Source organism: Marinomonas profundimaris, from assembly GCF_000508165.1.
GTDB classification, from domain to species: Bacteria; Pseudomonadota; Gammaproteobacteria; order Pseudomonadales; family Marinomonadaceae; genus Marinomonas; species Marinomonas profundimaris.
The window spans coordinates 60,626-83,602 of record NZ_AYOZ01000003.1; the positions used below are offsets into that span (position 1 = coordinate 60,626).

Genomic DNA, 22,977 nt, shown 5'->3' on the forward strand with positions numbered 1-22,977 from the left:
TATTACTTGATTTCGGCCTTTTTTTATTGCGTTTCGTTTTTTTAATGTTAAGTAGGCTAAATTGAAGTGAGGATTGCGCTTGTAATCCTAGGCTTTGCCCCTATCTCTTTCCTAATCAATGTTGAAATATAAAGTGCGCTTTTCTTGATGCGCCCGGATTGGAAAAAAATATGACAGATTCTTTGCTCCTGCCAATGCTGCCACTTCGTGATGTGGTTGTTTATCCTCATATGGTTCTGCCGTTGTTCGTTGGTCGGGCTAAATCCATCGCGGCGTTAGAGTCTGCTATGGAAAATGATAAATATGTGTTTCTTGTTGCTCAACAAGATGCGTCTAAGGATGATCCAGCGCTAGAGGACCTTTATTCGATTGGTACTACGGCGAAAGTGATGCAATTACTACGCTTACCCGATGGAACGGTTAAGGTATTAGTTGAAGGCGCTAAACGTGCTCGTCTTGAAAAAATGGAAGACGCAGATGGTTTTGTTTTGGGTGGTGTTGTCGAGCTCGATCTACAGGAAGAAGACCAGACTGAGCATGGCGTGATTCGCAATGCTTTGCTTAAACAGCTAGATGAATATGTTGCTGGCAGTAAGCGCATTCCTGCTGAGGTTGTGGCGTCATTAAAATCCATCGACGATCTTTCAAAGCTTATTGATAATATTACTGGTCATATGAGCTTGAAGCTCGAAGATAAGCAAAAAGTATTGGAGGTCGACTCCCTTACTGGTCGCGGCGAATACCTTATTGGCTTAATGGATGGCGAGCTAGACATAGCACACCTAGAAAAAAGCATTCGTAGCCGTGTTAAAAAGCAAATGGAAAAAAGCCAGCGCGAGTATTACTTGAATGAGCAAATGAAAGCCATTCAAAAAGAATTGGGCGATATGGAGGATGGTGGTAATGAGCTAGACCTTCTTCAAGAAAAAATCGCTGAAGTTGGCATGTCTGAAGAGGCGCAAGAAAAGGCCGAGGCTGAGCTTAAAAAGCTGCGTATGATGTCGCCGATGTCTGCCGAAGCGACGGTTGTTCGAGGTTATATAGATTGGTTGACGTCTTTGCCTTGGAAAAAACGCAGTAAAGTTCGTAACGATTTGGCGTACGCTGAAAAAATCTTGAATCAAGATCACTACGGTCTTCAGGATGTGAAAGAGCGGATCTTAGAGTTTCTTGCAGTGCAACAGCGAGTTAAGAAAGTGAAGGGGCCAGTATTGTGTTTGGTAGGGCCGCCAGGTGTTGGTAAAACGTCTTTGGGGCAATCCATTGCAAAAGCGGTTAACCGAAAATATATCCGCATGGCGTTGGGTGGTGTTCGAGATGAGGCGGAAATTCGTGGACATCGTCGTACATATATTGGCTCTATGCCGGGTAAACTGCTTCAGAAATTGGCTAAAGTGAAGGTGAAAAACCCACTCTTTTTACTTGATGAAATAGATAAAATGGGCATGGATCAGCGCGGAGATCCCGCTTCTGCCTTGTTGGAGGTGCTTGATCCAGAGCAAAATCATACTTTTAATGATCATTATCTTGAAGTGGATTTTGACCTTTCAGATGTGATGTTTATTTGTACATCCAACAGTATGAATATTCCTGGGCCATTACTTGATCGTATGGAAGTGATCCGCATTCCTGGTTACACAGAAGATGAAAAGCTAAATATTGCTAAGCGTTACCTATTGCCGAAGCAAATTAAGTTAGCGGGCCTAAAAGAAAGTGAAATTCAGGTTTCTGATAGCGCGTTGATGGACGTTATTCGTTATTACACGAAGGAGGCCGGTGTTCGTGGACTGGAGCGTGAGCTGAGTAAAATTTGCCGTCGCGTTGTCAAAAAACAAGCGCTAGGTGCTAAAAAAGAACTAAAAGCGGTCGAAGTGACAAGTGAAAATTTGGAAGATTTCTCTGGTGTTCATAAATTTAGTTATGGAAAAGCAGAAGAAAAAAATCAAATTGGACAAGTGACGGGTTTGGCTTGGACATCTGTTGGCGGTGAATTATTGACGATAGAGGCGGCTGGTGTTGTTGGTAAAGGTCGTCATGTTAAGACTGGGTCGCTGGGTGATGTGATGCAAGAATCCATACAAGCAGCCTTGACGGTCGTAAGAAGTCGCGCAATTGGACTTGGAATTGACGAAGATTTTCATGAGAAAACAGACCTTCATTTGCACGTTCCAGAAGGGGCTACGCCGAAGGATGGTCCGAGTGCAGGTGTTGCTATGTGCACGGCCATTGTTTCCGTACTTACAAAGATCCCTGTTAAGGCCTCTGTGGCTATGACTGGGGAGATTACACTCCGCGGAGAGGTGTTACCTATAGGTGGACTGAAAGAGAAGCTCTTGGCAGCTCACAGGGGTGGGATAAAAACTGTTATTATTCCGCAAGAAAATGCTCGTGATTTAAAAGAGATTCCTGATAATATCAAGGCGGACATTGAAGTCATTCCTGTTAAATGGATAGATGAAGTACTGGATATTGCTTTAGAGTACATTCCTTCACCAAAAAAGGTAGAAACCTTACCTTCGAGTGAAAAAACTGTTGATGAACAAGAAACTGTGAGTCATCATTAAGGGCATATCCTGTGTTGACAGGGAGTAGGTCGGGCTTGTATAACTTCTCGCTCGGCCTTGTCGGTAGGCATTTATACTGCGCCGAAAAAAACTAAGGATCCAAGAAAATACTGAAGGGGTACAACGTGAACAAATCTGAATTGATTGATGCTATTGCGGCGTCTGCTGATTTATCTAAAGCTTCTGCAAACAATGCTCTTGACGCTACTTTAAAAGCAATTGAAGCGGCTTTGGCAAAAGGTGACCAGGTTACACTAGTTGGTTTTGGTACTTTTGCAGTAAAAGAACGTGCGGCGCGTACAGGCCGTAATCCTCAAACTGGTGAGGAAATCCAAATTAAAGCAGCGAAAGTGCCTGGTTTCAAAGCCGGTAAAGGTCTTAAAGACGCTGTAAACTAATGTTTTTGGAGCAGTAGTTCAGTTGGTTAGAATACCTGCCTGTCACGCAGGGGGTCGCGGGTTCGAGTCCCGTCTGTTCCGCCATTAGACACAAAAGGTGTATTCCAAGCGGAATGCACCTTTTTTATTTGTTATTCATTAACTTATTCGGAGGCAGCAATGCTCCAAGATATCAGAGATAAGTCACAAGGCATTGTGGTAAAGATCATAGTTGGTTTTATCGTTGTGACTTTTGCTCTATTTGGCGTAGATGCCTTGGTCAATAGTTTCAATTCTTCGAACACCGTTGCGGAAGTTGATGGGGTTGAAATTACCCGTACACAGATGCTACAAGGCGCAGAAACTCAACGTCGACAATTAATTTCAATGATGGGTGGGCAAGTTAATCCCGCATTACTGGAAGATAATTTGCTGCAGCGCAGAGCGCTGGATGAGTTGGTTCAACGTGTTGTGTTGGCGAATCAAGCAACAGGTTTGGGCTTGGGGGTTTCGGATGCTCAAGTCGATGCTTACTTATTGCAAGCTGAGCAGTTTCAAACTGATGGCCAATTTGATCAAAATAAGTACCTAAATTTCATTCGCTCTCTTGGCTTTACACCATTGGCTTTTAAAGAGCGTATTAAGCAAGATGTTTTGATTCAGCAGCCTCGAAATGCGATTGCTGGATCTGAATTTGTATTGCCTTACCAAATTAACAGTGTTTCTCAGCTTCAATCACAAGAAAGAACATATGATTACGTGTCTTTCTCCTTGGCGGATGAATCTGAGAATACGAGCGTTTCAGATGAAGAGCTGATGGCATATTACGAAGCCAATAAAGAAAGCTTTAAAACACCTGAACAAGTTAAGGTGAATTACGTCGTCATTTCTAGCTCAGACTTTTATAGCAAGGTCAGTGTGACTGAGGCAGAATTACAAGATGCTTACCAAGCGTCTGTTTCTGGGCTTGTTCAAGAAGAACGATCTGCGTCACATATTCTGATCGATACATCAGATCGAAGTGACGAGGACGCTCAAAAGCGTCTAGAAGAAGTACAGTCTAAGCTGAAATCTGGTGATACCTTTACAGAGTTGGCGGCTGAATATTCTGACGATATTGGTTCTAAAAATGATGGCGGTAATCTAGGTTATGTCGAAAAAGGCACAATAGATGAAGCGTTTGATGATGTATTGTTCTCAATGTCAAAAGGTGAGGTTAAATCGGTCAAAACCGAATTTGGTTATCACCTTATTAAATTGAATGACATTACGACGCCAGATGTGCCAACGTTTGCTTCTCAAGAGGCAGTGTTAAAGCAAAAAATTCTTGATGATAAAGCCAGAGACGCTCTCTTGACGGCCCATGAAGATATTACTGACTTGGCTTATGCGAGTGATACGCTGAATGTTATTGCGAAAGAGTACGGCGTGGATGTTCTGCAAAGTGCCTATTTCGGACGTGATGGAGGTTCAGATGAAGTAACAAGCAATGCGGCCGTTATTGCGGCTGCATTTGGTGTTTCTGTATTGGAAGATAATCAAAATAGTAATTTGATTGAACTCAATGATGATCAGATCGCCGTGTTGCATTTAAATGATCATAAACAGGAAGCCATTCAGTCTTATGAAGATACTAAGGAGCAAGTTGCTTCCATAGTTGTGCAAAATAAAGCGGTTGCGTCTCTTCGAGAAAAAGCCAATGCAGCTAAAGAATCAAGTGACACGGCGTGGTCTTCTGTTGTGAGTGCGAAGCGAGGGCAGGATGAATTGACATCGTTGGCTTTCTCTTTAGCGCATCCAGAAGGAAGTCCTGTTGTTGAAGTGAAAGGTTTAGCAAATGGTGATTTGGCATTGATTCGACTGAATAGCGTTGAAGTGGGTGATCAGTCTACTCCTGATGATCAAAAGCAAGCTTACGAACGTTATTTGAATCAAACTCAAGCAAGCTTGAGTACCCAGGGTCAGCAAGATCTATTGAAAAATAAAGCGGAAGTTGTACGTTAATCGCAAATTTTGCTTCAAAAAAAACCACTCATATTGAGTGGTTTTTTTGTGTCTCGAATAAGCTAGTTTGAACGTGACGTTAACCACGTATTTGAAGGTACAAAGAAGGCTTGTGCTGTCGTCGCTTTGGTGTATTTCATTAGAAAATCTGTGTTGCCATTCTCGTCACCTTTTACCATGCTTTCTAGCATGAGGTTAAACGTTTCCGGTGTTTTACTGTAACTTGCAAACATGAGCCCTTTTTCGGTCAACGATGCGAAAGGAATGCTCTGGCGCAATATTTCCATGGATTGTCCATTTTTATCTTTTAGTGAGGTGCGTTTGGTGTGCGCATGGGCGGATTTTTTGGCAGAAGGGTATTCTTGGTTATCTAGTTTTGTGCGTCCATACACATCTTCTTGCGTTTTAAGTGCTTCTTTTTCCCATTTATCTAAATCGTGAACAAAGCGCATCAGATTAAAATAGGAACCATTTTTAAAGTCGATGTCTTCTTCGCCAACCAGTGCAACGTTTTTTCGATGCTCGCCTTCAGGGTTTTCTGTGCCATCGACAAAGCCGGTGAGGTCTCGATTGTCCATATATTTAAAGCCGCTGACGTCGTCCACTAAGGTGACGCTGTTGCCAAAGCTTGAGTAAAGGCTGTTGGCTAATTCGTAGGTAACATCATGGCGAGAAGAGCGAATATGCAGAACAAGGTCAACATCCGTTGGTATTATCTCGTACTCTTTTCCTGAGATATGAGGGAAAGTGCTCAGGTGTTGTGGGCGCTTAGTATCCAATTTATCCCATATCAGGCTGCTAATCCCTATTGCAGCATGTAGCATGGCATCTGGGAACTGTTGCTGAACATCAGTAATAAGGGCTGGTGAGTCCGCTAGGGCTTTCTTAAGTGTATCAATCTCGGATGGATTTACGTTGAGCGTGATGAAAAGGGCGTCACTCGACGCTTCGGCAATAATGCCTGACTGAAATGGTGTCATCGTGATGGTCCTTTTAGTAACGTTATCTTTTAAAAATTTGGGTACAGTGTTTTCAGCTGGCTGGCTTGTGAAGGCTTGGCCTGGCCGCTTGTGAACTCTTCTAATGCTTCGGCCAGCGGCTCACCTAGCCATTCATGGCTTGGGTTGTTCGAATACATCATCAATTCGGCTTCCATTAGGAGTTGTGTGACTTGAACCGATGTGAGTCGTTTTATGTCATCAACACTACGGATTTCACTGTCACCCCAGCGATGTCGCGCCCATTCAAGTAAGCTTGCTCTTAGTGTTGTTAAGCTATTTTGTAAGCAACATTCTATCAGTGCGTTATAGGCACTTAGTTCGTCTAGAGTGCTGAGTGGTGCGAAGTCTTGTAATGTTGGCACTTTCTCGCTGGTGTCGGGTTGGGCTCTCTTCCGTTTGAGCCAAATCATGAACCAAATACTCAGCAGAGCGAGCGTTAGTAAGAGCAAGCCGGCGATTAAATAGTGTCGAAATGAGACACCGTCATTTGTTTTCGTCAGCTCGACTTCAAGTCTGTTCGGCTCGACTTGCGGTTTTTCTACGGCTGGTTTTTTCGCTAAAGAGATTGGTGCCACAGATCGCGTTTGTGCTGGGAGTGGGGCGCTTATTACTGGCTTTTCAGGTGTTTTTGGTATGGTTTTGTTGGTGCTGCTTGGCAATGGCGCGATATCAATCGGTGTGCTGGAAGCTGTTGCGGTCTTAATGGCTCTTTGTTCTGTGTCCCAATAAGTGACGTTGATATCGGGCAATGAAAGGCTGCCTTCCTCTGTAGGAACCACTTCTACCGTGATGGTTTGTTTTCCAACCACGCCGCTGGCGGTTTTTTGATTGTCGAATTTTGGCGGCTTTGGGTAAAGCTTATAATTGCGTGTGCTATTAAAATCTAAAGTGGGGATTTGTTCTGGCAGTGCGCCTTTGGCACTAATGTCAATTGTCCAGATTAGGGTATCACCGACTCTTGGGTTTTCATTAGTTTTGTTTAAGTTTGTGGTGATGGTTACATTTTTACTGGGTAGCCACGTATCGCCGGTGTAGCTTGCTGGAATAGGCAAAACTTGCAAGTTAAGAGGTTCGCTTTGAACCTTAATCAGTCTTCTGCCGGTGGATGTGTTGATCATCGCTTGGATGCTTTGCGGTGGAATGGTAAGTGTGCCGCTGCGTTGTGGGAACGCTAAATAATCTCGAGTGAGTACCTGATACTGAGTGCCATTAATGGTTTCGTAGTGCATTTGGTCATCAATGAGTCGTTCAATGACAAGGTCTGGATGAGAAGGAATTGAGCGATTGGCATTTTGCATGGCGACAGACGTGTAGAGCTGAACGCTTAAAATTACTTCTTGCTGTAAATACGGTTCTATTTCAGATACTTCCGTTTTCATAATGACAGGTGGGTTGCCATTATTGTCCATCAGTTGTGGGGAGCTTTTGATGACGAGTTTGATTGGTTGGGATTCATGGTCGCCAATTTTTATAGCAGGAATTTCGACTGTGCCAACTGATTTTGGCATTAAAGAAACCACCCAGAAATTGAGTGCAGTACTGGTGCCAAGATTAAAGCTAAACTGGCTGTTTTGGCTTTTACTTAAAATATCAAAATCACGTTGTAGGGGAGTTAAATCAGGGCCATTGCCTGTATCAGAAAAATCTGCACGTAACGTGAGTTGTACAATTTCATTTTCGGTGGTGACATTTTTATTGAGAGACGCCGTGACACTGGCGGCATGCAAAGAGCCCGTTAGTGTAATAAAAAACAGCGCAGCCATGAGTGAATTTAGCAAACGATGAGGCTTGTTTCTGAGTATGAATGAAAAGAAGTGTTGCTTTATTACCATGGGTTTTGCCCATCCTCTTGCGTAAATCGATTTTCACTGCGTTTCTCTTGGTGCAAATACCAAAGCTTGCGTTGCAGAAGTCGACCTGGATCGTCTTGAATCTGCTTTAGCCACTGGTTTAATGCCTGTTGTTTTTCTTTGTCCAGCGGTGATGGTTCTTGCCTGTCTTTATTGTTTGAGTCGTTGTCTTGCTTATTATCCTCAGGTGTTTTGTTGTTGTCTTGTTTTTCGTTCTTTTTATTGTCTTTTTTTGGATCGGATGGGTCTTGCGAGTCGTTTTTATCGCCAGAGTCTGATGGGTTTTTCTGTTTTTCTTGGTTCTTCTCTGGTTCTTTTTTCTGGTCGTTGTCCTGATCTTTGTTTTGTTGTTGCTTCTTTTCTTGTTCTTTTTTCTGCTGTTTTAGATAGTCGAGGTTTTCTTTTGCTGCGGTGAAAGCGGGGTCTTGCTCTAATGCTTTTTCGTAAGCCTTAATGGCACCTTGGGTATCACCATTCAGTGCTAAGGCGTTACCAAGGTTGTAATTTTCTGCGGCGTTTCTATCCAGTTTTTCCAGTGCTTCTATTGTGGTCGGGTAGTTTTTTAACGCGTAGGAAGAGGCTGCTTTCCAGTCCGGTTGTTGAAAAAGGCGATCTGCTTCTTGCCAATTGTCTTGATCAACCGCTTGTTGCCCTCTCTGATCTTGCGTTAAAAACCAGTCCAGAGGTGACGCTTGTAGCTTCTCGGATGGCAAAGCAAACACGCTGAGTAACAGCATGAGGGCCATTCCCTTTCTAAATTGAAAAGCGAGCCATAATAAAAAAGGCAGGGCAAGCCAGTGTCCTTTTTCGATCCAGTGAATGCTTTTATTTTGCGCCTTTTTGGTTTGCTCGGTATCCAACGTTGTACTGGTGATCTGCGCTAGTTCTTGAGCCGATAATCGACCATGATGAAAGGCGCCGCCGAGTGACGTTGTTAGCGCTTTTAGTTCCGAAATGGGGGTGGTTGGAATGACGTTTTTCCCGTTTCTTTTTAAGATTTGCCCATCTGGTATTTTAATGTACGCCCCTTTTTCAGTGCCTACCGCGACTAAGTCTAGCTGAACATTCAGGTCTTTTAATAACGTCGGAATTCTTGCTTTATCTTCGTTATTTACATCGTCAGTGAAGATAATTAGATGCAATGGCAAGGTGCCATCCTTATTCAGCGACAATGCGGTCTGAATGCCGTGGCTCAAGTTACTGCCGTAAACCGGCATGATGATGGGGTCTAATGCTAAAAGAAAGTGAGTGATGGTTTCTCTGTCTTGGCTGAATGGACTAATGACAAAGCCTTCACCGGCAAAGGCGACCAAGGCGATGTCGCCTTCTTTGCTTTGTTCCAATATGTCTCGGATGGTTTGTTTTAATTGCGTTTGCCTATTGGGTTTTATGTCTGTGGCGTACATAGACAGTGATTGGTCGACAATCAAAACGGTTTTTTGAGTGTTCTCGAACATGGTTGTGGGTTTCTTTTCCCAACTGATGCCCGCTAAGCCAATCCAACATAAAGAGATTGCTACTAATCCGAGCCACATATTCAAGTGACCAGATGTGTTTTTGTAAACAAGATGTTGCAGTAATTTCTGGTCAACGACCTTATCTAGGGTGTTTTCTCCCGAGCGATTTGAGGTGAACAAGTAGGCCACTAACAAGGTCAACGGAATGCCTATAAGCCAATATGGTCGTTCGAAATGAATCAAGTCAAAAAGCATTATGTTCGACTCCTTTTGCGCCAATTACTATTGCGCAAAGTGAGTTGATAGCTTGCCAGAAGAGACAGACCAAAAAATGCCAAAGAGCCAAGTCCTAGCCAATGAAATAGGCTGGTAAGCGGTCGCTGCCAAATGTCTTCCGTCGGTGTTGGTTCTAACGCGTCGAGTGTGTGATAGATGGCTTGTAAATCCTCGGTGCTTTTTGCACGAAAATATTCACCGCCTGTTTGGGCCGCAATGTTTTTCAGGAGCGTTTCGTCTAAATCACTCGATGGGTTGATGGCTTTTGGGCCAAAGAAACTTTGTACAATCATACTGTCTGCGCCAATGCCAATGGTGTGAATCCGAACGTTTTGTGATGCAGCAAAGGTGGCAGCTTGTTGAGGTTGAACGCGTCCAGCGGTATTGGCGCCGTCCGTCATTAATATCAGCACTTTTTTGTCTGATGGCTTGTCTTCCAGTCGTTTGATGCCCAAGCCAATGGCATCGCCAATGGCGGTTTGCTCGCCAGCAAAGCCAATTTGAGTTTCTTGGACAAGTTGGTTGATGGTATTGGTGTCAAAGCTTAATGGTGCTTGAAGGTAGGCTTTACTACCAAAAACAATTACCCCAATACGATCCCCGCGGCGCTCTTTGATGAAGTTAGCCAGTACAGACTTAGCGGCTTCAAGGCGATTGGCAGGTTGGTTATCCAATGCCATGTCGGTAACTTGCATGCTGCCGGATAAATCCAATGCGATCAGTAGGTCGCGTCCAGATGGGGTGACTTTCGTTGGTTCGCCCAACCAGACGGGTTGGCATAGCGCAAATATTAATAAAAACCACGCGATGACGAGACAGGTGTTTCGTAGGGTGGGTTTTCTTGTCGCGACTTTTATGTCCTGATGATGGCGTAATTGATGGCTATTGCCCCACCATATGCCATCACCTTTTGCTTTGGTTCTGGGTAAAAAGTACATGATGAGAGGCAGAGGCAAAAGGACGAGAAGCCAAGGCCAAGATAATTCAAGCATGGTGTTTCCTTATCCAGTAGCGAGTGACCTTTAGCATTTCTGCACGCTGAGCTGCGGTTAATTCAATATGCTGTTGGTATATTCCATCCACAAAGTCTGCACCAAGAGAGGAAAAACGATGTTTTTTTGGCATGCTTTGGTCAATTTTTTCAAGCAGGGCGGAGCTGGGTAGGGCCGCCGTTTCGTGCTGCCCTTCACTGATAAGGCAGCGTCGAATCATTTCGTGGCACTGTAAAATGCACGCTTTAGCATCAAGCTCATGGGATGCTGTCGTTAATGCAGACAGTGCTTCTCGACGGTAAATGCGTTTTTTATGTCGTCTGTAGAAAAAGGCCAAAGCCCCGATGGCTAACATCAGGATGATGGCGAGCGCTAACCAAGTCCACCATGCTGGTGGCCACATTGGAATGGCTTGCGGTAATAGATACGCTTTGTTTGGTAAGTCAATTGTTGCCTGTGCAGGGGCCATCAGTGAATTGCTCCTTGCGACAATAAATAGCGTGCTATTTTTTCCGGTGATTCAGTGATGTCGAACAGTTGATGTTGAATGCCAAAGCTGGCGAGCTTTTGTCGCAGTTGTGCGTTTTGGTCGAAAAAATCTTTTTTTACCTGTTGCATGCTGTGCTTACTGATGGTGATTTGTTTTAGGCCGAGGTGGTCGGCCATCTGGTAGTGACCTGCCGGTAAGTTGTAAGTGTTACTGTCGAATATTTGTATCCAATAAACCCTGTTGTGTTTCGCGAGCTGCATCAGTGCGCTTTCTTCACTTTTGTCCCACGTTTGCTTGTCGGTCAGAATGATCACGTCTTTGTTGTGTGTTTTGCTGGTGAGCAGCGTGTTCGACCAAATGCTTGCGTGGTTACTTTCGCTGTTTCGGTGTTGCAGCTGTGAGGCCGATTTTAGTTTGCTGAGCAGGTTGGAAAGCGTACCTGACTTGTTGCTAGCGTGCGTTTCGTCACCGTAAGCTAAGCGATAAGACAATGTATCGCCTTGTTGTTTTGAGCGCCATGCAATGATGCCTGCTAGCTGAGTAAAGCGCGTAGAAATAAACGTATGGCGTGTGCCAAAATAGGCGCTGCTAGAAAGATCCAGCAGCATGAGTTGATGGTGGTCGTTTTCCTGAGCATAAAGGCGCGTGTGTGTTTGTCCTGTTCGAGCGGTCACGCGCCAATCGATGTGTCTTAAGTCATCGCTGGCTTGGTATGCACGCAATTCGAGCATTTCCATGCCGTGGCCTTTTTGCCGAGAGCGGCGCTCACCCGTATTTGATGCAAAGCGAGTGGCTTTTGGCGCGCGTCCTAAATGCTTAGCGTAATGCGCTAACAGAGCGAAATGGGCGTCATCCAACTCAGGGGAATCGGGAGATAATAATGGACTCATTGTACTAAGGTGCCTTGTATTGCTGTTCTTTGAATTAGCGGGCCTTGTTTTACAATGCCGGGACGTGGCTGATCAATCGCTTCAATAAATCGTCTACGGACAATCCTGCCGCTTGGGCTTCAAAGCTGGTGATGATTCGGTGTCGAAGCACAGGCAGCGCAATTTGACGTACATCATCTGGCGTCACAAAGTCTCTTCCGTTCAATAGCGCGTTGGCTCGCGCGCAACGATCGAGAGCAAGCGTTCCGCGTGGGCTGGCGCCGAACTCAATGAGGTTTGTTCCTTTCCCCGCTTCGCCTAAATAAAGCTCAGGTTGTCGTGTCGCCATGACAAGTTGCACAATGTATTGTTCGACACTTTCGGACATGTATAAGGACAGTGCTTTTTGCTGAAGCGCAAGAATATCACTGGGCTTGCATACTGGCTGTGGTTTGCTTGCGGCAGTTTTGTGTAGATCTTGTTGTCTTACGAGTCTTAATACATCCAATTCACTTGCGGCACTTGGGTAGCCAAGCGTGATTTTCATCATAAAGCGATCAAGCTGAGCTTCGGGTAATGGGTAAGTGCCTTCTTGCTCTATCGGGTTTTGTGTCGCAATGACAAAGAATAAGTCTGATAACGGGTAGCTGTGATTTCCCACTGTGACTTGTCTTTCGCCCATGGCTTCCAATAAGGCGGATTGAACTTTGGCTGGCGCGCGGTTGATTTCGTCGGCCAGTACGATGTCGTTCATGATGGGGCCAGGAATAAAGCTGAATTGCCCCGTTTCTTGTTGGTAAATGTCGGAGCCTGTTACGTCCCCTGGCAATAAATCTGGGGTAAATTGAATGCGTTGAAAGCGGCTGTCGATGGCGCTGGCAAGAGCTTTGGCGGCAGTCGTCTTCGCGATGCCTGGCGGCCCTTCTAGCAATACATGGCCATTGGCGATTAAAGCGACAAGTAATTCTTGAGTTAAGTCTGGTTGGCCGACAACGGCGCGATTTAGGTGTTCTTTTAATTGTTCAATTACAGCTACCATCGAACCTAGATTCCTTATACTTCTGTCAAATAAAGTGTCAACGCAATATAATAGTCCCCATCTTATCGGATTCAAATCTTTACGCACAGAGTGTTATCTGTAAGGGTAATGTAAGCACAGGAAAGAAAAATGGCAAAAGTTGTATTAAATGTGGCCTTACCCGCGTTTAAATATGAAGCGATGTATGCAGGTTCGGCGAAAAACCTCGTCGCGAGCAGTCTAGATGGGCGTAAAGTTCAGTTGCCTTTATCTGCCTTTCAACGTTTTGTGACACGCCAAGGCATTTATGGCGTGTTTGAAGTAGAATTTGATGACACGAATAAACTGATTGGCGTCACTCAAATTAGATAGCACCGCTCAGATAAAGTATTCACCAGACCTTAAAGCCTAGGAGCCTTAACTATGTACCAACTTGCTCGCTCGTTACTTTTCAAATTAGACCCAGAAGTGTCCCATGAATTGTCTCTGGATCTTCTTGCGGCAGGCAGTCGATTAGGCTTGAATAAAATTCTGGGTGGATTGCCATCCTCGAAACCGGTTGATGTGATGGGATTGCGCTTCCCCAATGCCGTTGGTTTAGCGGCAGGGTTGGATAAAAATGCAGATGCATTTGAAGCCTTAGGCGCGTTAGGGTTCGGTTTTGTTGAAGTAGGGACGGTGACGCCAAGAGGTCAAGCGGGTAATCCTAAGCCACGTCTGTTCCGTTTGCCTGAGCACGAAGCCATTATTAATCGTATGGGATTTAATAACAAAGGCGTCGATCACTTGGTTTCACGGATTAAGTCTCACCGCTATCCCGGTATATTGGGTGTGAACATTGGTAAGAATTTAACAACGTCAGTTGAAGATGCAGCGGCCGATTATTTGACGTGTTTGGAAACGGTTATTCCTTATGCCGATTATATTACGGCTAATATTAGCTCACCAAACACACCAGGTTTACGCAGTCTGCAATTTGGAGAGAGTTTGGCGCAACTTATTGCACCATTAGCAGAAGCGCGTGATCGGTATGAATCAGAGCATGGCAAGTACGTTCCGTTGGCCGTAAAAATTGCGCCAGATATGACGGATGACGAAATTAAAATGGTCGCTGATACACTGGTCGAACAAGGTGTGGATGGTATTATTGCCACCAATACAACCTTGTCTCGCGATGCGGTTGTGGGCCATCAATTTGAGAAAGAAGCGGGCGGGCTAAGTGGCGCGCCTGTTCGTGATGCATCGACGCATGTGGTTCGAGTATTGGCGGAACATTTGAATGACACGCTCCCAATTATTGGGGTGGGCGGTATTTCTAGTGGTGCGGATGCGGTTGAAAAATTGCAGGCTGGCGCAAGACTCGTACAAATTTATTCAGGCTTGATTTATCAAGGTCCAGAACTCATAAAAGAAGCGATAGCAAGTACAGATGCGTATTACCGAGAGCGTGATTTAGGCATTTAATACAATTGAATTGAAAACAAGGTGCCTAGTATTAGGCGTCTTGTCATGTAGGTGGGATGTAGTCTCACCTACTTTTTTATACCGCACATTCCTTGAAATTTAAAAAAGTAATTTAAAAATGAGCACGATATTACAGACAACAGATTCAGCAAGTCAGGTTTATTCATTAGAGATAACTTGTCCTCTTGGATTGGAAAATGTCTTAGAAAAAGAACTGCATGGTGAAGGCCTGACGAACACCCGTTTTGGTGAAGGGCAAGTGAAGCTAACGACGGACTTAGAAGGCATGTACAAAGCGTGCCTTTGGTCACGCGTGGCGACCCGAGTCATGTTGCCGATTGCCAATTTCAAAATCGATTCCGCCGATGATTTATACGACGCGGTAAGAGCGATTAATTGGTCCGAGCACATGTCAGCAACCGATACGATAGCGATCGATTGTCACGGTACAAACCATCATATACGTAATACTCAGTTTGGTGCGGTACGAGCGAAAGACGCCATCGCAGATTATTTTGTGGATTTATCTGGCGAGCGTCCTAGTGTTCAAAAAGAGCAGCCAGATGTACGTATTGCGTTACGCATTAAACGCGAAGTAGTGACTGTCAGTATCGATTTGTCTGGCGAAAGTATGCATCGTCGTGGTTATCGTCAACAAGGCAGCATGGCGCCATTGAAAGAAAACCTTGCGGCCGGTTTATTGTTACGAGCAGGTTGGGGAAGAGATTGCGGTTTGACGCAATTAATTGACCCTATGTGTGGCTCAGGAACGTTCTTAGTCGAAGCGGCGATGATGTCTTTGGACATTGCGCCGGGTTTAGGTCGTCAATACTGGGGGTTCAAAGGCTGGAAACAGCACGATCACCGTATGTGGCAACAGCTGATGGATTTTGCAAAAAACCGCAAAAAAGATCCCGTTGAATTGGGCTTGCGCTTTCAAGGCACAGACCGAGATCAAAGAGCCATTGCGGCTTCCCGTGAAAGCATTAAGCGTGCTGGATTGGTAGGTGTGATTGATGTGGCGATGACGCCGTTCCAAGAACATGAGTTTGACATTAACCAAGAACTGCCTGGGTTGGTGATTTGTAACCCACCTTATGGTGAACGTATCGGCGATGAAATGGCGCTGATCGCGTTATATCGCCAATTGGGCGAGTGGGTTGTCGGTCATGTTCGTGGTTGGCAGTTTATGATGTTGACCAGTAATGAGCATTTGGCTCGTCAAATCCCCGTTCGACCAGAAAAAAGCACGCGCGTTATTAACGGTGGCATAGAATGTCGAGCTTACCTTTTTCCTCTATTAGAACGCAGCATTAAAGAAGACGTTGTTGCGCAATCGGCTATGACGCCTGGCGCTCAAATGTTTGCCAACCGTCTTCAAAAAAATGCCAAGAAGATGAAAAAATGGGTCGATAAGAACAAGATTCAGTGTTACCGCGTCTACGACGCTGATATGCCTGAATACGCGGTGGCCATCGACGTGTATCAAGATTGGGCGCATGTTCAAGAGTATCAAGCGCCGAAAAGCGTTGACCCAGAAAAAGCCAAGCAGCGTTTGTTTGAAGTAATGTCGGCGATTCCAACGGCATTGAATATTTCTGAGTCGAATGTGATCTTGAAGCAACGTCAAAGACAGTCAGGCAAAGAGCAATACGAGAAATTTGATCAGACGAAACACGAAATGATCGTCGAAGAATACGGCTGTGACTTTATTGTGAATCTAAAAGACTACCTAGACACAGGTTTGTTTTTGGATCACCGACCAGTGCGTAAATTGATTCAAGACAAAGCCAATGGCAAACGATTCTTGAACCTGTTTTGTTATACCGCAACGGCGACCATTCATGCTGGTCAAGGCGGAGCGAGAAATTCCTTAAGTGTCGATATGTCGAATACTTACACGGAATGGGCGCGTCGTAACATTGAACTGAACGAGTTTTCTGAACTTCATCATCAAGTGGAGCGCGCAGACTGTATTGAATGGTTGAAGCAAAGTCGTGATACGTTTGATTTGATCTTCATGGATCCACCGACCTTTTCTAACTCGAAAAAAATGGCCGATGTGCTGGATATCCAGCGCGATCATGGCGACCTAGTTCGTTTGGCGATGGCGAGATTGGCAAAAGGCGGCGAGTTGATCTTTTCGAATAACTATCGTCGTTTCATTCTGGACGTGGATCTTGAGCAAGAGTTTGACGTGAAAAACATCACGCAAGAAACCTTCGATCCAGACTTTGATCGTAATAGCAAAATTCACCAGTGCTATATTATTAAGCACAAATCTTAGGCGTAAAGCGCGGATTAAGTTTTGTTTAAGTGACGTTTTTTGCGGGTTGAATTAACGATTCAACCCGCCGATTTTTAAAGGTTTATAAGTTTTACTATGAGAACAAAGACATTTCGACTTGTTATTAGCTGCCCAGATCGAGTGGGTATTGTCGCAGCGGTTAGTCAATTTTTGAATGAACGCCAAGGCTCTATTATTGAAGCCAGCCACCATACAGACATTGAGCAAAAGTGGTTCTTCATGCGCCATGATATTGACGCGGAAAGCCTAAACATTGATGTTGCGGCCTTTCGTGAAGAGTTTGCGCCAATTGCTGAAGAATTTAATATGCGTTGGTATGTTAATGACAGTGAAGATCGTCCTAAAGTAATACTGATGGCGACCAAAGAGTCTCATTGCCTTAATGACATTATGCATCGCTGGCACACAGGCGAATTGAACTGTGAAATTGTTGGAGTGATAGCGAACCATGAAGCACTTCGTTCCATGGTGGAATGGTATAAAATTCCATATCACTGCATCCCGGTTCCAAAAGAAAATAAAATGCCGGCCTTCCAAGAAATTGAAGCTTGCATTGATGATGCCAAAGCGGACACCATTGTATTGGCTCGATACATGCAAATTTTTCCTGAATACTTGTGTGAAAAATACCGTCATCGAGTCATTAACATTCACCACAGCTTCTTGCCTTCGTTTATTGGTGCTAAGCCTTATCATCAAGCGGCGGTTCGTGGCGTGAAATTGATTGGGGCAACCTGTCACTACGTGACAGCGGATTTAGACGCTGGACCGATCATTGAACAAGACGTGATTCGTGTACGTCACAGTCACGCAGCAGAAGACATGGTGCGCTTAGGAAAAGACATCGAAAAATTGGTGCTGTCTCGAGGTTTACGCTATCACTTAGAGGATCGAGTGCTTGTTCACGGCAATAAAACCGTGGTGTTCGCCGAATAAAGCGGCCGTTACTCAGTTCTTTTAAAAAGGGAAGGCTTGCGCCTTCCCTTTTTTGTGTCTGTTAGGTTTTTTGTCGTTTCTTATCTTTTTGTAATCTTAGGCCTCTAAAATTTTTGTTATGAAAAAAAGTGACTATAGTTAAGCTAACAAAAGCGATCCAAAAAAAGAGACGGCTAGGTGAGGTGGTTTATGAAACTCAAGTTAACGCCAACTCAAAACTTATGTGTTGGTTATTTAGAATCTGGTTTTAAGTTGATTCAGCTAGGTGAGCAGTTTTATTTTATAAAAGGAGAGCGTCGTCAGAAGGTGTTGCCAAAAACCTTAGACGCGTTGGTTAATCGAGGTGCGCTTGCTCATACGGAACATGGGCGATATATGTTGAGTGATGAGTTTATCGAGCATCGTAAACGGATGCGCGAAATGGTTGAACCGAAACCTGTTCACCATTAATGATTGTGTTCTTGGTCTCATTTGGGCCCCATGTCTTCTTTGCGGAAAATAATGGGGCTCTTTTTTATGTGCTGGCGTAATTATTCCCTCTTCTTTTGTCTTTTATCACCTTGCTCCAAGTCATATGCTAATTATTTCGTTTCTAGCTCTTTTTAATCACGATAATTGGCGCAGTGCGTTTGAGTTTATTGATAGTAATGCATACATTCTCAATTATGAGGATTATCACTAATGACTATGCGTAATCCGCCACATCTAGGGGAATTTATCTATGACGTGTATTTGAAGCCCGCTGCTTTAAGTTGTCGTTACCCTGTTAAGCAGTTGGATGCCGCTTCATCTTTATTAAGCCAAATTTTTAAAGATCGACCTTCATAAAAAATCGGAGTCTGTAGTGCTTTTCTTTTCAGAAACTCACAGACTCCAATTCTCCCAATTCTAACTCGTCCCACTTACTGCACTGACTTTGGTGTCTGTGTGAATAAATAACTCACCGCTTGTGCTAGTTTTGGGCTGGCGTGTCCGCTGCGTAGTAATGCCCATAGTGGTTGTTTGGCTTCTGGGTGTTGGCTTAGTTCGGCGGCGATTTGTTTGAAGGCAATATAGCCGTCTTCGCGGTGAGCCAGCTTTTCCATGATAATACGCAGTAGCTGCGGGTTTTGTCCTAACCAATGAGGGCACTTGGCGGCGAGGGCGGCGATGACGTGAAGGTCGTCGTCTTTGCATTCGGACAAACTGCCGAGCAAGCCAAACAGCGGTAATAATAGCGTGTCGTTTAAATCTGCTCGGGATAGGGCACGTAGATAACTTGCTTGTATTAATGGATCTTGTTCGGTTTGTAGTTGCGTAATAAGCGTGTTTTGAAGTGCGGCTGAAAGGTGCTCGTGTTCAAGGGCATGACACAGCGCGCTGATAACGGGTTTTGCCGCGTGCTGAACGGCGTTATTGATGAGGTCTTCGTACTTTTCTTCATCAACGTTGACGGCGATTTCTGCGATGCCTTGTAAACCTACGCTTTGCCAGCTTTCATTTTGGTCTGATAGATCGGACGCAAGATAGTGAGCCGCGGCATGAAAGTATTCTGATGGTGCTTGGTTTAGGTCTTTGCCAAGCTTGGCGTGAAGGCTTGCCATGCGCTCTTGGTCTGGCTTAAAAACATAAGGGTTGTCTTCCAGTGCTTCTGATAGGCCAGCTTCTTCGCCTTTGTGCAGGATTTTATCGACGATACTTTTAATGAAGTGATCTCGTGTTCCAAGATTCAAACAACCCGCTTCATCTAAAGGCAATTTTAGAAACCAAATAACACCTTGATCTGCCACATCTTCTTTTGTCGCATTTTTGCCTTTAAGTAGGCATGCTAACCACGCATGTTGACGAAATGGAAACGGGTAGGCTTGTTGCTTACGGTCGAATTGCACCGCCTGCTGTGGTGTTATTTTGGTGATGTTACGGCCTAAATCGTAATAGGTTACATCGCAACCGACCATGTCGAATAAGTCAGAAAGAGATTCAATATTGCTCATGATATAGTATTGGCTCATGTTGCCGATAAACGCGTTAATGTGCCGTTCTCGGTTTGCTTTTATGTGTGAGTTAAAGATGCGCTATCTTACCGTTTTTCGAAGGAGAAATCAGGTTGAAAAAAGCCTTTTCTGCCCATCATGTGTTGGCTGATTTATTGATGGACTTGCAAATGGCATTGCAAGATTGTGGTGTTTGGGAGTGCGATGTTCCTACTCAATCCGCGTTGCAAAGTGTGGCACCTTTTTGCATTGATACGATGACTTTTGGGCAATGGTTAAGGTTTGTGATGATGGAACGATTTAAAACAATGTTGGAAACCGGCTCACCACTCCCTGCCAATTGTCATATTTCCCCGATGGCGGAAGACGCTTTTAAAGGGCTAGAGCCTGTAAAAGTCGCTTGTATCGTGGATTGTTTGAATCGTATTGATCAGCACTTAGGTAATCTCGCTTGATGTTAAAAAGTGTGAAAAATCCATTGGTAAAAGATCTTTGCTGGTTGGTGGAGGGGCATTATATTGAGCAAGATTTTGATCTTAAGCCGCATTGGCTGCCAGATCTTGAAGTGAAACTGCTTGCATTAGAGCATGACCCTACGCCAATCATAGACGCTATGTCAGCGTGTAAATCGCACTTTCTTGGTAGTTACTTCGAAACGCTATTTTCCTTTGCTATCGAACATTTGTCCGATTTAACGATTTGCTTAGAACACGTACAAATTGAAAAAGAAGGCAGAACGTTGGGCGAAGTAGACATGTTGGTGGAGACTCCGCATGGGGAGCTTCATCAATTTGAAATAGCGATTAAGTTTTATTTAGAAAGGCCGGACCTTTACCCTAACCATTGGATTGGACCGAATAAAAACGACAGTTTGTTGAAAAAAGTGTCGAGAGCCAAAGAGCACCAATTGCAAATATTACAAACGCCAGAAGGAAAAGAAGTCATTGATAATGTGGCAAACGGTCGAATACCACATGCCAATTTGATGATTTTTGGTCGTTTGTATTCCGTTTTGGCATGCATTGAAAGTATCAATGATTGGCTTGAAAATTCTGAGCGAGGCGGCTGGATTCGGGCGTCTGACCTGCCTTTGTTGATGCCTTATTTTTCCTATTTTCTTATCTTACAAAAGCCTCATTGGATGGCTTCTCCCAATTTAAATGATAATTTTTCTTTCATTTCTCCTCAATCTGCCTACAATCTCGTAGGTCATTTCCTACGCGACGATCGTCCTAGACACGTTTTTTTATGCCGGACGCTTGATGACATTAATACGACAAAACGCACTGTATTTATTGTTCCTGATTCGTGGTGAGAGGTTAGACAGAATCTAATACCAAAATGCATCGAATATATTTTAGTAGTATTAAATATAAATGACCGATTTAACAAAATTACTTCAGTGCAAAATGCCGTTAGCTGCTTGGATTATAGATGTAGAGCATTCTAGCGTGCCATGGTGCAATGACGCCGCAGAGCAGCTATTGGTTGATTCTCTTGGCGAAATTCACTCTGGCCGGCGGATTATAAGCGATACATTAAAAGAACGATTGTCGCTTTGTTTAGGGGCTGTAGAGGAAGGAAAGACATTAGCGTTTAATTGGCCATTTATATCTAAGAATGGTACCCGTTACAACTGTACTGGTTCCGTTATTTCATTGGGCGATGAACGCAAAGGTTTGTCTGTTGAAGCCCGCCCCGTTGTTCTCCCTAGCGCTCCCCAACATGATCAAGACGCCGGACTTCTACGGCAATTTAAAACCTTATCTTTTGTTATATTCGATATGGATTGTGTTTGTGTCGAATCGAGTGATGCGTTTAAAACCCATTTTGGCGACATCCGCCATGTACGAGACCTATTCGCAGTGTCTGGTGCCGCAAACAGCTTTATTAGCCGTATATCTAAACAAGAAAACCTGTCTCAGGAAATCATGTTGTCTGCGCTAGATGGTGTGCGTTGGCATCGAATCGAAGTGTCTAAAAATGCCTTAACCAATAAAATCTATTTACTGGCTCATGACATCCAAGAAGAAAGGGATCATGAAGTTGCTTTGTATCGTCTTAATAACTACGACAGCCTTACCAATTTACCCAATCGAAATTTATTGTATCAGCAGTTAGAAAGTGCCTTGATCAATGCGCGCAAACGCCAACGAGAGTTTGGCATATTGTATTTGGATTTGGATGGCTTCAAGGTCATTAATGATAATTTTGGACACCGAGTAGGTGATGAGCTTATTCAAAGAGTGGCTGAGCGCATAAAAGCCAGTATTCCATCGGGCGCTTGCTTGTACCGTTTGGGCGGCGATGAGTTTGTGGTCGTGCTGGAAAACACACACGCTATTGAAGAGCTGGAAAATATTGCGACCAGCATTATGCAAAATGCGAGCAATACATACCCTGTGGCAAAAATGGAAATGATGATCACCGCGAGTATCGGCATTGCCAGTTACCCGTCGCACGCGGATGATGTTGATAATTTGTTGAAAAATGCCGATGCTGCCATGTATCGAGCAAAGTCGACCGGCCATAACCTGTATTTTGTGTATGAAAATAAAATGGCCGATAACATCAATGCTCACCTGACCTTAGGTGGCGGCTTACGTAAAGCCATTGATGAGGAAGAGTTCGTTCTTCATTATCAGCCTAAGATACGCCTTCCTGACGAAGCGGTTGTTGGTGCAGAGGCGTTGATTCGATGGCTTCATCCAGAACTCGGGATGATCAGTCCAGATCAATTTATCCCTTTAGCGGAAGAGAGCGGTCTGATTCTTCCTCTTGGCGAGTGGGTTATTCGTAGGGCATGTCGTCAATTGCAAGCGTGGCGAGAGGCCGGCTACCCACCTATTAAATTATCAGTCAACTTGTCCAGTCGGCAATTCATGCAAGCTGATTTAGTGGATATGGTTCAGCGTATCTTGCAAGAAACGGGTGTAGACTCTGAATATTTAGAACTGGAATTGACGGAAAGCATGTTGATGGCGGACGCTCAGCAATCCATTGAAAAGCTACATGGGTTCCGAAAGCTAGGGCTGACATTGTCCATTGATGATTTTGGAACAGGCTACTCCTCACTGGCGTATTTAAAGAAATTTCCGATTCAAACATTAAAAATTGATCGATCCTTCATCCACGATTTAGGCTTAGACAGCGACAATGACGCCATTGTTAAAGCCACGGTTGCGATGGCGAACAGTCTGAATTTAAAAGTGATAGCAGAAGGGGTCGAAAGTCGTGCTCAGGTGGATGTTTTGAACAGTTACAAATGCCAAGAAGTACAAGGGTATTTATTCTCTAAACCCCTTTGCAGTCACGAGTTTGCACTCTACATGGATACGCATGGCTTTAGTAACTTAAGTGCTTCAATAGAAGCAGATTACGTATAAAATTGGCGTTAT

Annotated in this window: 20 protein-coding genes and 1 tRNA gene; 13 read left to right on the forward strand and 8 right to left on the reverse strand. The window is 44.3% G+C overall.

Features of this window, described 5'->3' with window-relative positions; all coding sequences use genetic code 11:
- The first annotated feature begins 170 nt into the window (after positions 1-170).
- The 4 genes from lon (at position 171) to D104_RS0118655 (ending at position 4,945) form a co-directional block, all read left to right on the forward strand.
- Positions 171-2,564, forward strand: a complete 2,394-nt coding sequence (lon, locus tag D104_RS22245; RefSeq protein WP_024022859.1) for an endopeptidase La — start codon at positions 171-173, stop codon at positions 2,562-2,564.
- Positions 2,565-2,689: 125 nt separating this feature from the next.
- A complete protein-coding gene (locus tag D104_RS22250) occupies positions 2,690-2,962 on the forward strand; it encodes an HU family DNA-binding protein (RefSeq protein ID WP_024022860.1) in 273 nt (90 codons plus the stop codon).
- Between the two features lie 7 nt (positions 2,963-2,969).
- Positions 2,970-3,046 (forward strand) — tRNA-Asp (locus tag D104_RS22255).
- A 75-nt stretch (positions 3,047-3,121) separates the two neighbouring features.
- Positions 3,122-4,945: a SurA N-terminal domain-containing protein gene (locus tag D104_RS0118655; RefSeq protein WP_031214462.1), complete on the forward strand. Its 1,824-nt coding sequence runs from the start codon at positions 3,122-3,124 to the stop codon at positions 4,943-4,945.
- A gap of 62 nt (positions 4,946-5,007) precedes the next feature.
- Here the strand turns inward: D104_RS0118655 and D104_RS22260 are convergent, their stop codons facing one another.
- Genes D104_RS22260 through D104_RS22290 form a run of 7 tightly spaced genes read right to left on the reverse strand, consistent with a single transcriptional unit; the run spans position 5,008 to position 12,919 of the window.
- Positions 5,008-5,925 (reverse strand): Dyp-type peroxidase, encoded by a 918-nt coding sequence (locus tag D104_RS22260; protein ID WP_024022861.1) that lies wholly within the window; start codon positions 5,923-5,925, stop codon positions 5,008-5,010.
- 29 nt (positions 5,926-5,954) lie between these two features.
- Positions 5,955-7,778 carry a BatD family protein gene (locus D104_RS22265; protein ID WP_024022862.1) on the reverse strand — a complete coding sequence of 608 codons (1,824 nt, stop codon included), beginning with the start codon at positions 7,776-7,778 and terminating at the stop codon, positions 5,955-5,957.
- The gene (locus D104_RS22270) at positions 7,772-9,508 is read right to left on the reverse strand and encodes a VWA domain-containing protein (protein ID WP_235075882.1); all 1,737 of its coding nucleotides are present in this window, start codon (positions 9,506-9,508) and stop codon (positions 7,772-7,774) included. Before D104_RS22270 ends, D104_RS22265 begins: the two co-directional genes overlap by 7 nt.
- On the reverse strand, positions 9,508-10,521 hold the full coding sequence (locus D104_RS22275) for a VWA domain-containing protein (RefSeq protein ID WP_024022864.1): 1,014 nt from the start codon (positions 10,519-10,521) through the stop codon (positions 9,508-9,510). Before D104_RS22275 ends, D104_RS22270 begins: the two co-directional genes overlap by 1 nt.
- Positions 10,514-10,990 (reverse strand): DUF4381 domain-containing protein, encoded by a 477-nt coding sequence (locus D104_RS22280; protein ID WP_024022865.1) that lies wholly within the window; start codon positions 10,988-10,990, stop codon positions 10,514-10,516. The genes D104_RS22275 and D104_RS22280 overlap by 8 nt, the downstream gene beginning before the upstream one ends.
- Positions 10,990-11,901 carry a DUF58 domain-containing protein gene (locus D104_RS22285; protein ID WP_024022866.1) on the reverse strand — a complete coding sequence of 304 codons (912 nt, stop codon included), beginning with the start codon at positions 11,899-11,901 and terminating at the stop codon, positions 10,990-10,992. The genes D104_RS22280 and D104_RS22285 overlap by 1 nt, the downstream gene beginning before the upstream one ends.
- Positions 11,902-11,950: 49 nt before the next feature.
- Positions 11,951-12,919: an AAA family ATPase gene (locus D104_RS22290; protein ID WP_024022867.1), complete on the reverse strand. Its 969-nt coding sequence runs from the start codon at positions 12,917-12,919 to the stop codon at positions 11,951-11,953.
- Between the two features lie 129 nt (positions 12,920-13,048).
- On the opposite strand from D104_RS22290, the gene D104_RS22295 reads away from it, so the two are divergent.
- The 6 genes from D104_RS22295 to D104_RS37375 all read left to right on the forward strand — a co-directional run bounded on the left by D104_RS22295 (position 13,049) and on the right by D104_RS37375 (position 18,434).
- Entirely contained in the window at positions 13,049-13,270 is a 222-nt protein-coding gene (locus D104_RS22295) for a DUF2835 family protein (protein ID WP_024022868.1), read from the forward strand.
- 51 nt (positions 13,271-13,321) lie between these two features.
- A complete protein-coding gene (locus tag D104_RS22300; protein ID WP_024022869.1) occupies positions 13,322-14,362 on the forward strand; it encodes a quinone-dependent dihydroorotate dehydrogenase in 1,041 nt (346 codons plus the stop codon).
- A 118-nt stretch (positions 14,363-14,480) separates the two neighbouring features.
- Positions 14,481-16,649, forward strand: a complete 2,169-nt coding sequence (gene rlmKL, locus D104_RS22305) for a bifunctional 23S rRNA (guanine(2069)-N(7))-methyltransferase RlmK/23S rRNA (guanine(2445)-N(2))-methyltransferase RlmL (RefSeq protein ID WP_024022870.1) — start codon at positions 14,481-14,483, stop codon at positions 16,647-16,649.
- Positions 16,650-16,745: 96 nt separating this feature from the next.
- A complete protein-coding gene (purU, locus tag D104_RS22310; RefSeq protein WP_024022871.1) occupies positions 16,746-17,606 on the forward strand; it encodes a formyltetrahydrofolate deformylase in 861 nt (286 codons plus the stop codon).
- Positions 17,607-17,795: 189 nt separating this feature from the next.
- Complete coding sequence (locus tag D104_RS22315) at positions 17,796-18,056, forward strand: hypothetical protein (RefSeq protein ID WP_024022872.1); 261 nt, start codon at positions 17,796-17,798, stop codon at positions 18,054-18,056.
- Between the two features lie 231 nt (positions 18,057-18,287).
- Positions 18,288-18,434 (forward strand): helix-turn-helix domain-containing protein, encoded by a 147-nt coding sequence (locus D104_RS37375; RefSeq protein ID WP_031214465.1) that lies wholly within the window; start codon positions 18,288-18,290, stop codon positions 18,432-18,434.
- Positions 18,435-18,508: 74 nt separating this feature from the next.
- Here the strand turns inward: D104_RS37375 and D104_RS22320 are convergent, their stop codons facing one another.
- The gene (locus D104_RS22320; protein ID WP_235075883.1) at positions 18,509-19,597 is read right to left on the reverse strand and encodes a DUF3549 family protein; all 1,089 of its coding nucleotides are present in this window, start codon (positions 19,595-19,597) and stop codon (positions 18,509-18,511) included.
- A gap of 95 nt (positions 19,598-19,692) precedes the next feature.
- Between D104_RS22320 and D104_RS22325 the strand changes: the two genes are divergently transcribed.
- The 3 genes from D104_RS22325 to D104_RS22335 all read left to right on the forward strand — a co-directional run bounded on the left by D104_RS22325 (position 19,693) and on the right by D104_RS22335 (position 22,965).
- Positions 19,693-20,034: a YqcC family protein gene (locus D104_RS22325; protein WP_024022874.1), complete on the forward strand. Its 342-nt coding sequence runs from the start codon at positions 19,693-19,695 to the stop codon at positions 20,032-20,034.
- The gene (locus tag D104_RS22330) at positions 20,034-20,894 is read left to right on the forward strand and encodes a DUF1853 family protein (RefSeq protein WP_024022875.1); all 861 of its coding nucleotides are present in this window, start codon (positions 20,034-20,036) and stop codon (positions 20,892-20,894) included. The genes D104_RS22325 and D104_RS22330 overlap by 1 nt, the downstream gene beginning before the upstream one ends.
- A 61-nt stretch (positions 20,895-20,955) precedes the next feature.
- Positions 20,956-22,965 carry a putative bifunctional diguanylate cyclase/phosphodiesterase gene (locus tag D104_RS22335; protein WP_024022876.1) on the forward strand — a complete coding sequence of 670 codons (2,010 nt, stop codon included), beginning with the start codon at positions 20,956-20,958 and terminating at the stop codon, positions 22,963-22,965.
- Positions 22,966-22,977 lie beyond the last annotated feature (12 nt).

Excerpts from the sequence above, each read along its gene's own strand:
- D104_RS22285 (WP_024022866.1), bottom strand. The coding sequence starts at position 11,901 with ATGAGTCCATTATTATCTCCCGATTCCCCTGAGTTGGATGACGCCCAT.
- rlmKL (WP_024022870.1), top strand. The coding sequence starts at position 14,481 with ATGAGCACGATATTACAGACAACAGATTCAGCAAGTCAGGTTTATTCA.
- D104_RS22290 (WP_024022867.1), bottom strand. The coding sequence starts at position 12,919 with ATGGTAGCTGTAATTGAACAATTAAAAGAACACCTAAATCGCGCCGTT.
- D104_RS22315 (WP_024022872.1), top strand. The coding sequence starts at position 17,796 with ATGAAACTCAAGTTAACGCCAACTCAAAACTTATGTGTTGGTTATTTA.
- D104_RS22300 (WP_024022869.1), top strand. The coding sequence starts at position 13,322 with ATGTACCAACTTGCTCGCTCGTTACTTTTCAAATTAGACCCAGAAGTG.
- D104_RS22270 (WP_235075882.1), bottom strand. The coding sequence starts at position 9,508 with ATGCTTTTTGACTTGATTCATTTCGAACGACCATATTGGCTTATAGGC.
- D104_RS22260 (WP_024022861.1), bottom strand. The coding sequence starts at position 5,925 with ATGACACCATTTCAGTCAGGCATTATTGCCGAAGCGTCGAGTGACGCC.
- D104_RS37375 (WP_031214465.1), top strand. The coding sequence starts at position 18,288 with ATGACTATGCGTAATCCGCCACATCTAGGGGAATTTATCTATGACGTG.
- D104_RS22295 (WP_024022868.1), top strand. The coding sequence starts at position 13,049 with ATGGCAAAAGTTGTATTAAATGTGGCCTTACCCGCGTTTAAATATGAA.
- lon (WP_024022859.1), top strand. The coding sequence starts at position 171 with ATGACAGATTCTTTGCTCCTGCCAATGCTGCCACTTCGTGATGTGGTT.
- D104_RS22330 (WP_024022875.1), top strand. The coding sequence starts at position 20,034 with ATGTTAAAAAGTGTGAAAAATCCATTGGTAAAAGATCTTTGCTGGTTG.
- D104_RS22335 (WP_024022876.1), top strand. The coding sequence starts at position 20,956 with ATGACCGATTTAACAAAATTACTTCAGTGCAAAATGCCGTTAGCTGCT.
- purU (WP_024022871.1), top strand. The coding sequence starts at position 16,746 with ATGAGAACAAAGACATTTCGACTTGTTATTAGCTGCCCAGATCGAGTG.
- D104_RS0118655 (WP_031214462.1), top strand. The coding sequence starts at position 3,122 with ATGCTCCAAGATATCAGAGATAAGTCACAAGGCATTGTGGTAAAGATC.
- D104_RS22275 (WP_024022864.1), bottom strand. The coding sequence starts at position 10,521 with ATGCTTGAATTATCTTGGCCTTGGCTTCTCGTCCTTTTGCCTCTGCCT.
- D104_RS22280 (WP_024022865.1), bottom strand. The coding sequence starts at position 10,990 with ATGGCCCCTGCACAGGCAACAATTGACTTACCAAACAAAGCGTATCTA.
- D104_RS22320 (WP_235075883.1), bottom strand. The coding sequence starts at position 19,597 with ATGAGCCAATACTATATCATGAGCAATATTGAATCTCTTTCTGACTTA.
- D104_RS22265 (WP_024022862.1), bottom strand. The coding sequence starts at position 7,778 with ATGGTAATAAAGCAACACTTCTTTTCATTCATACTCAGAAACAAGCCT.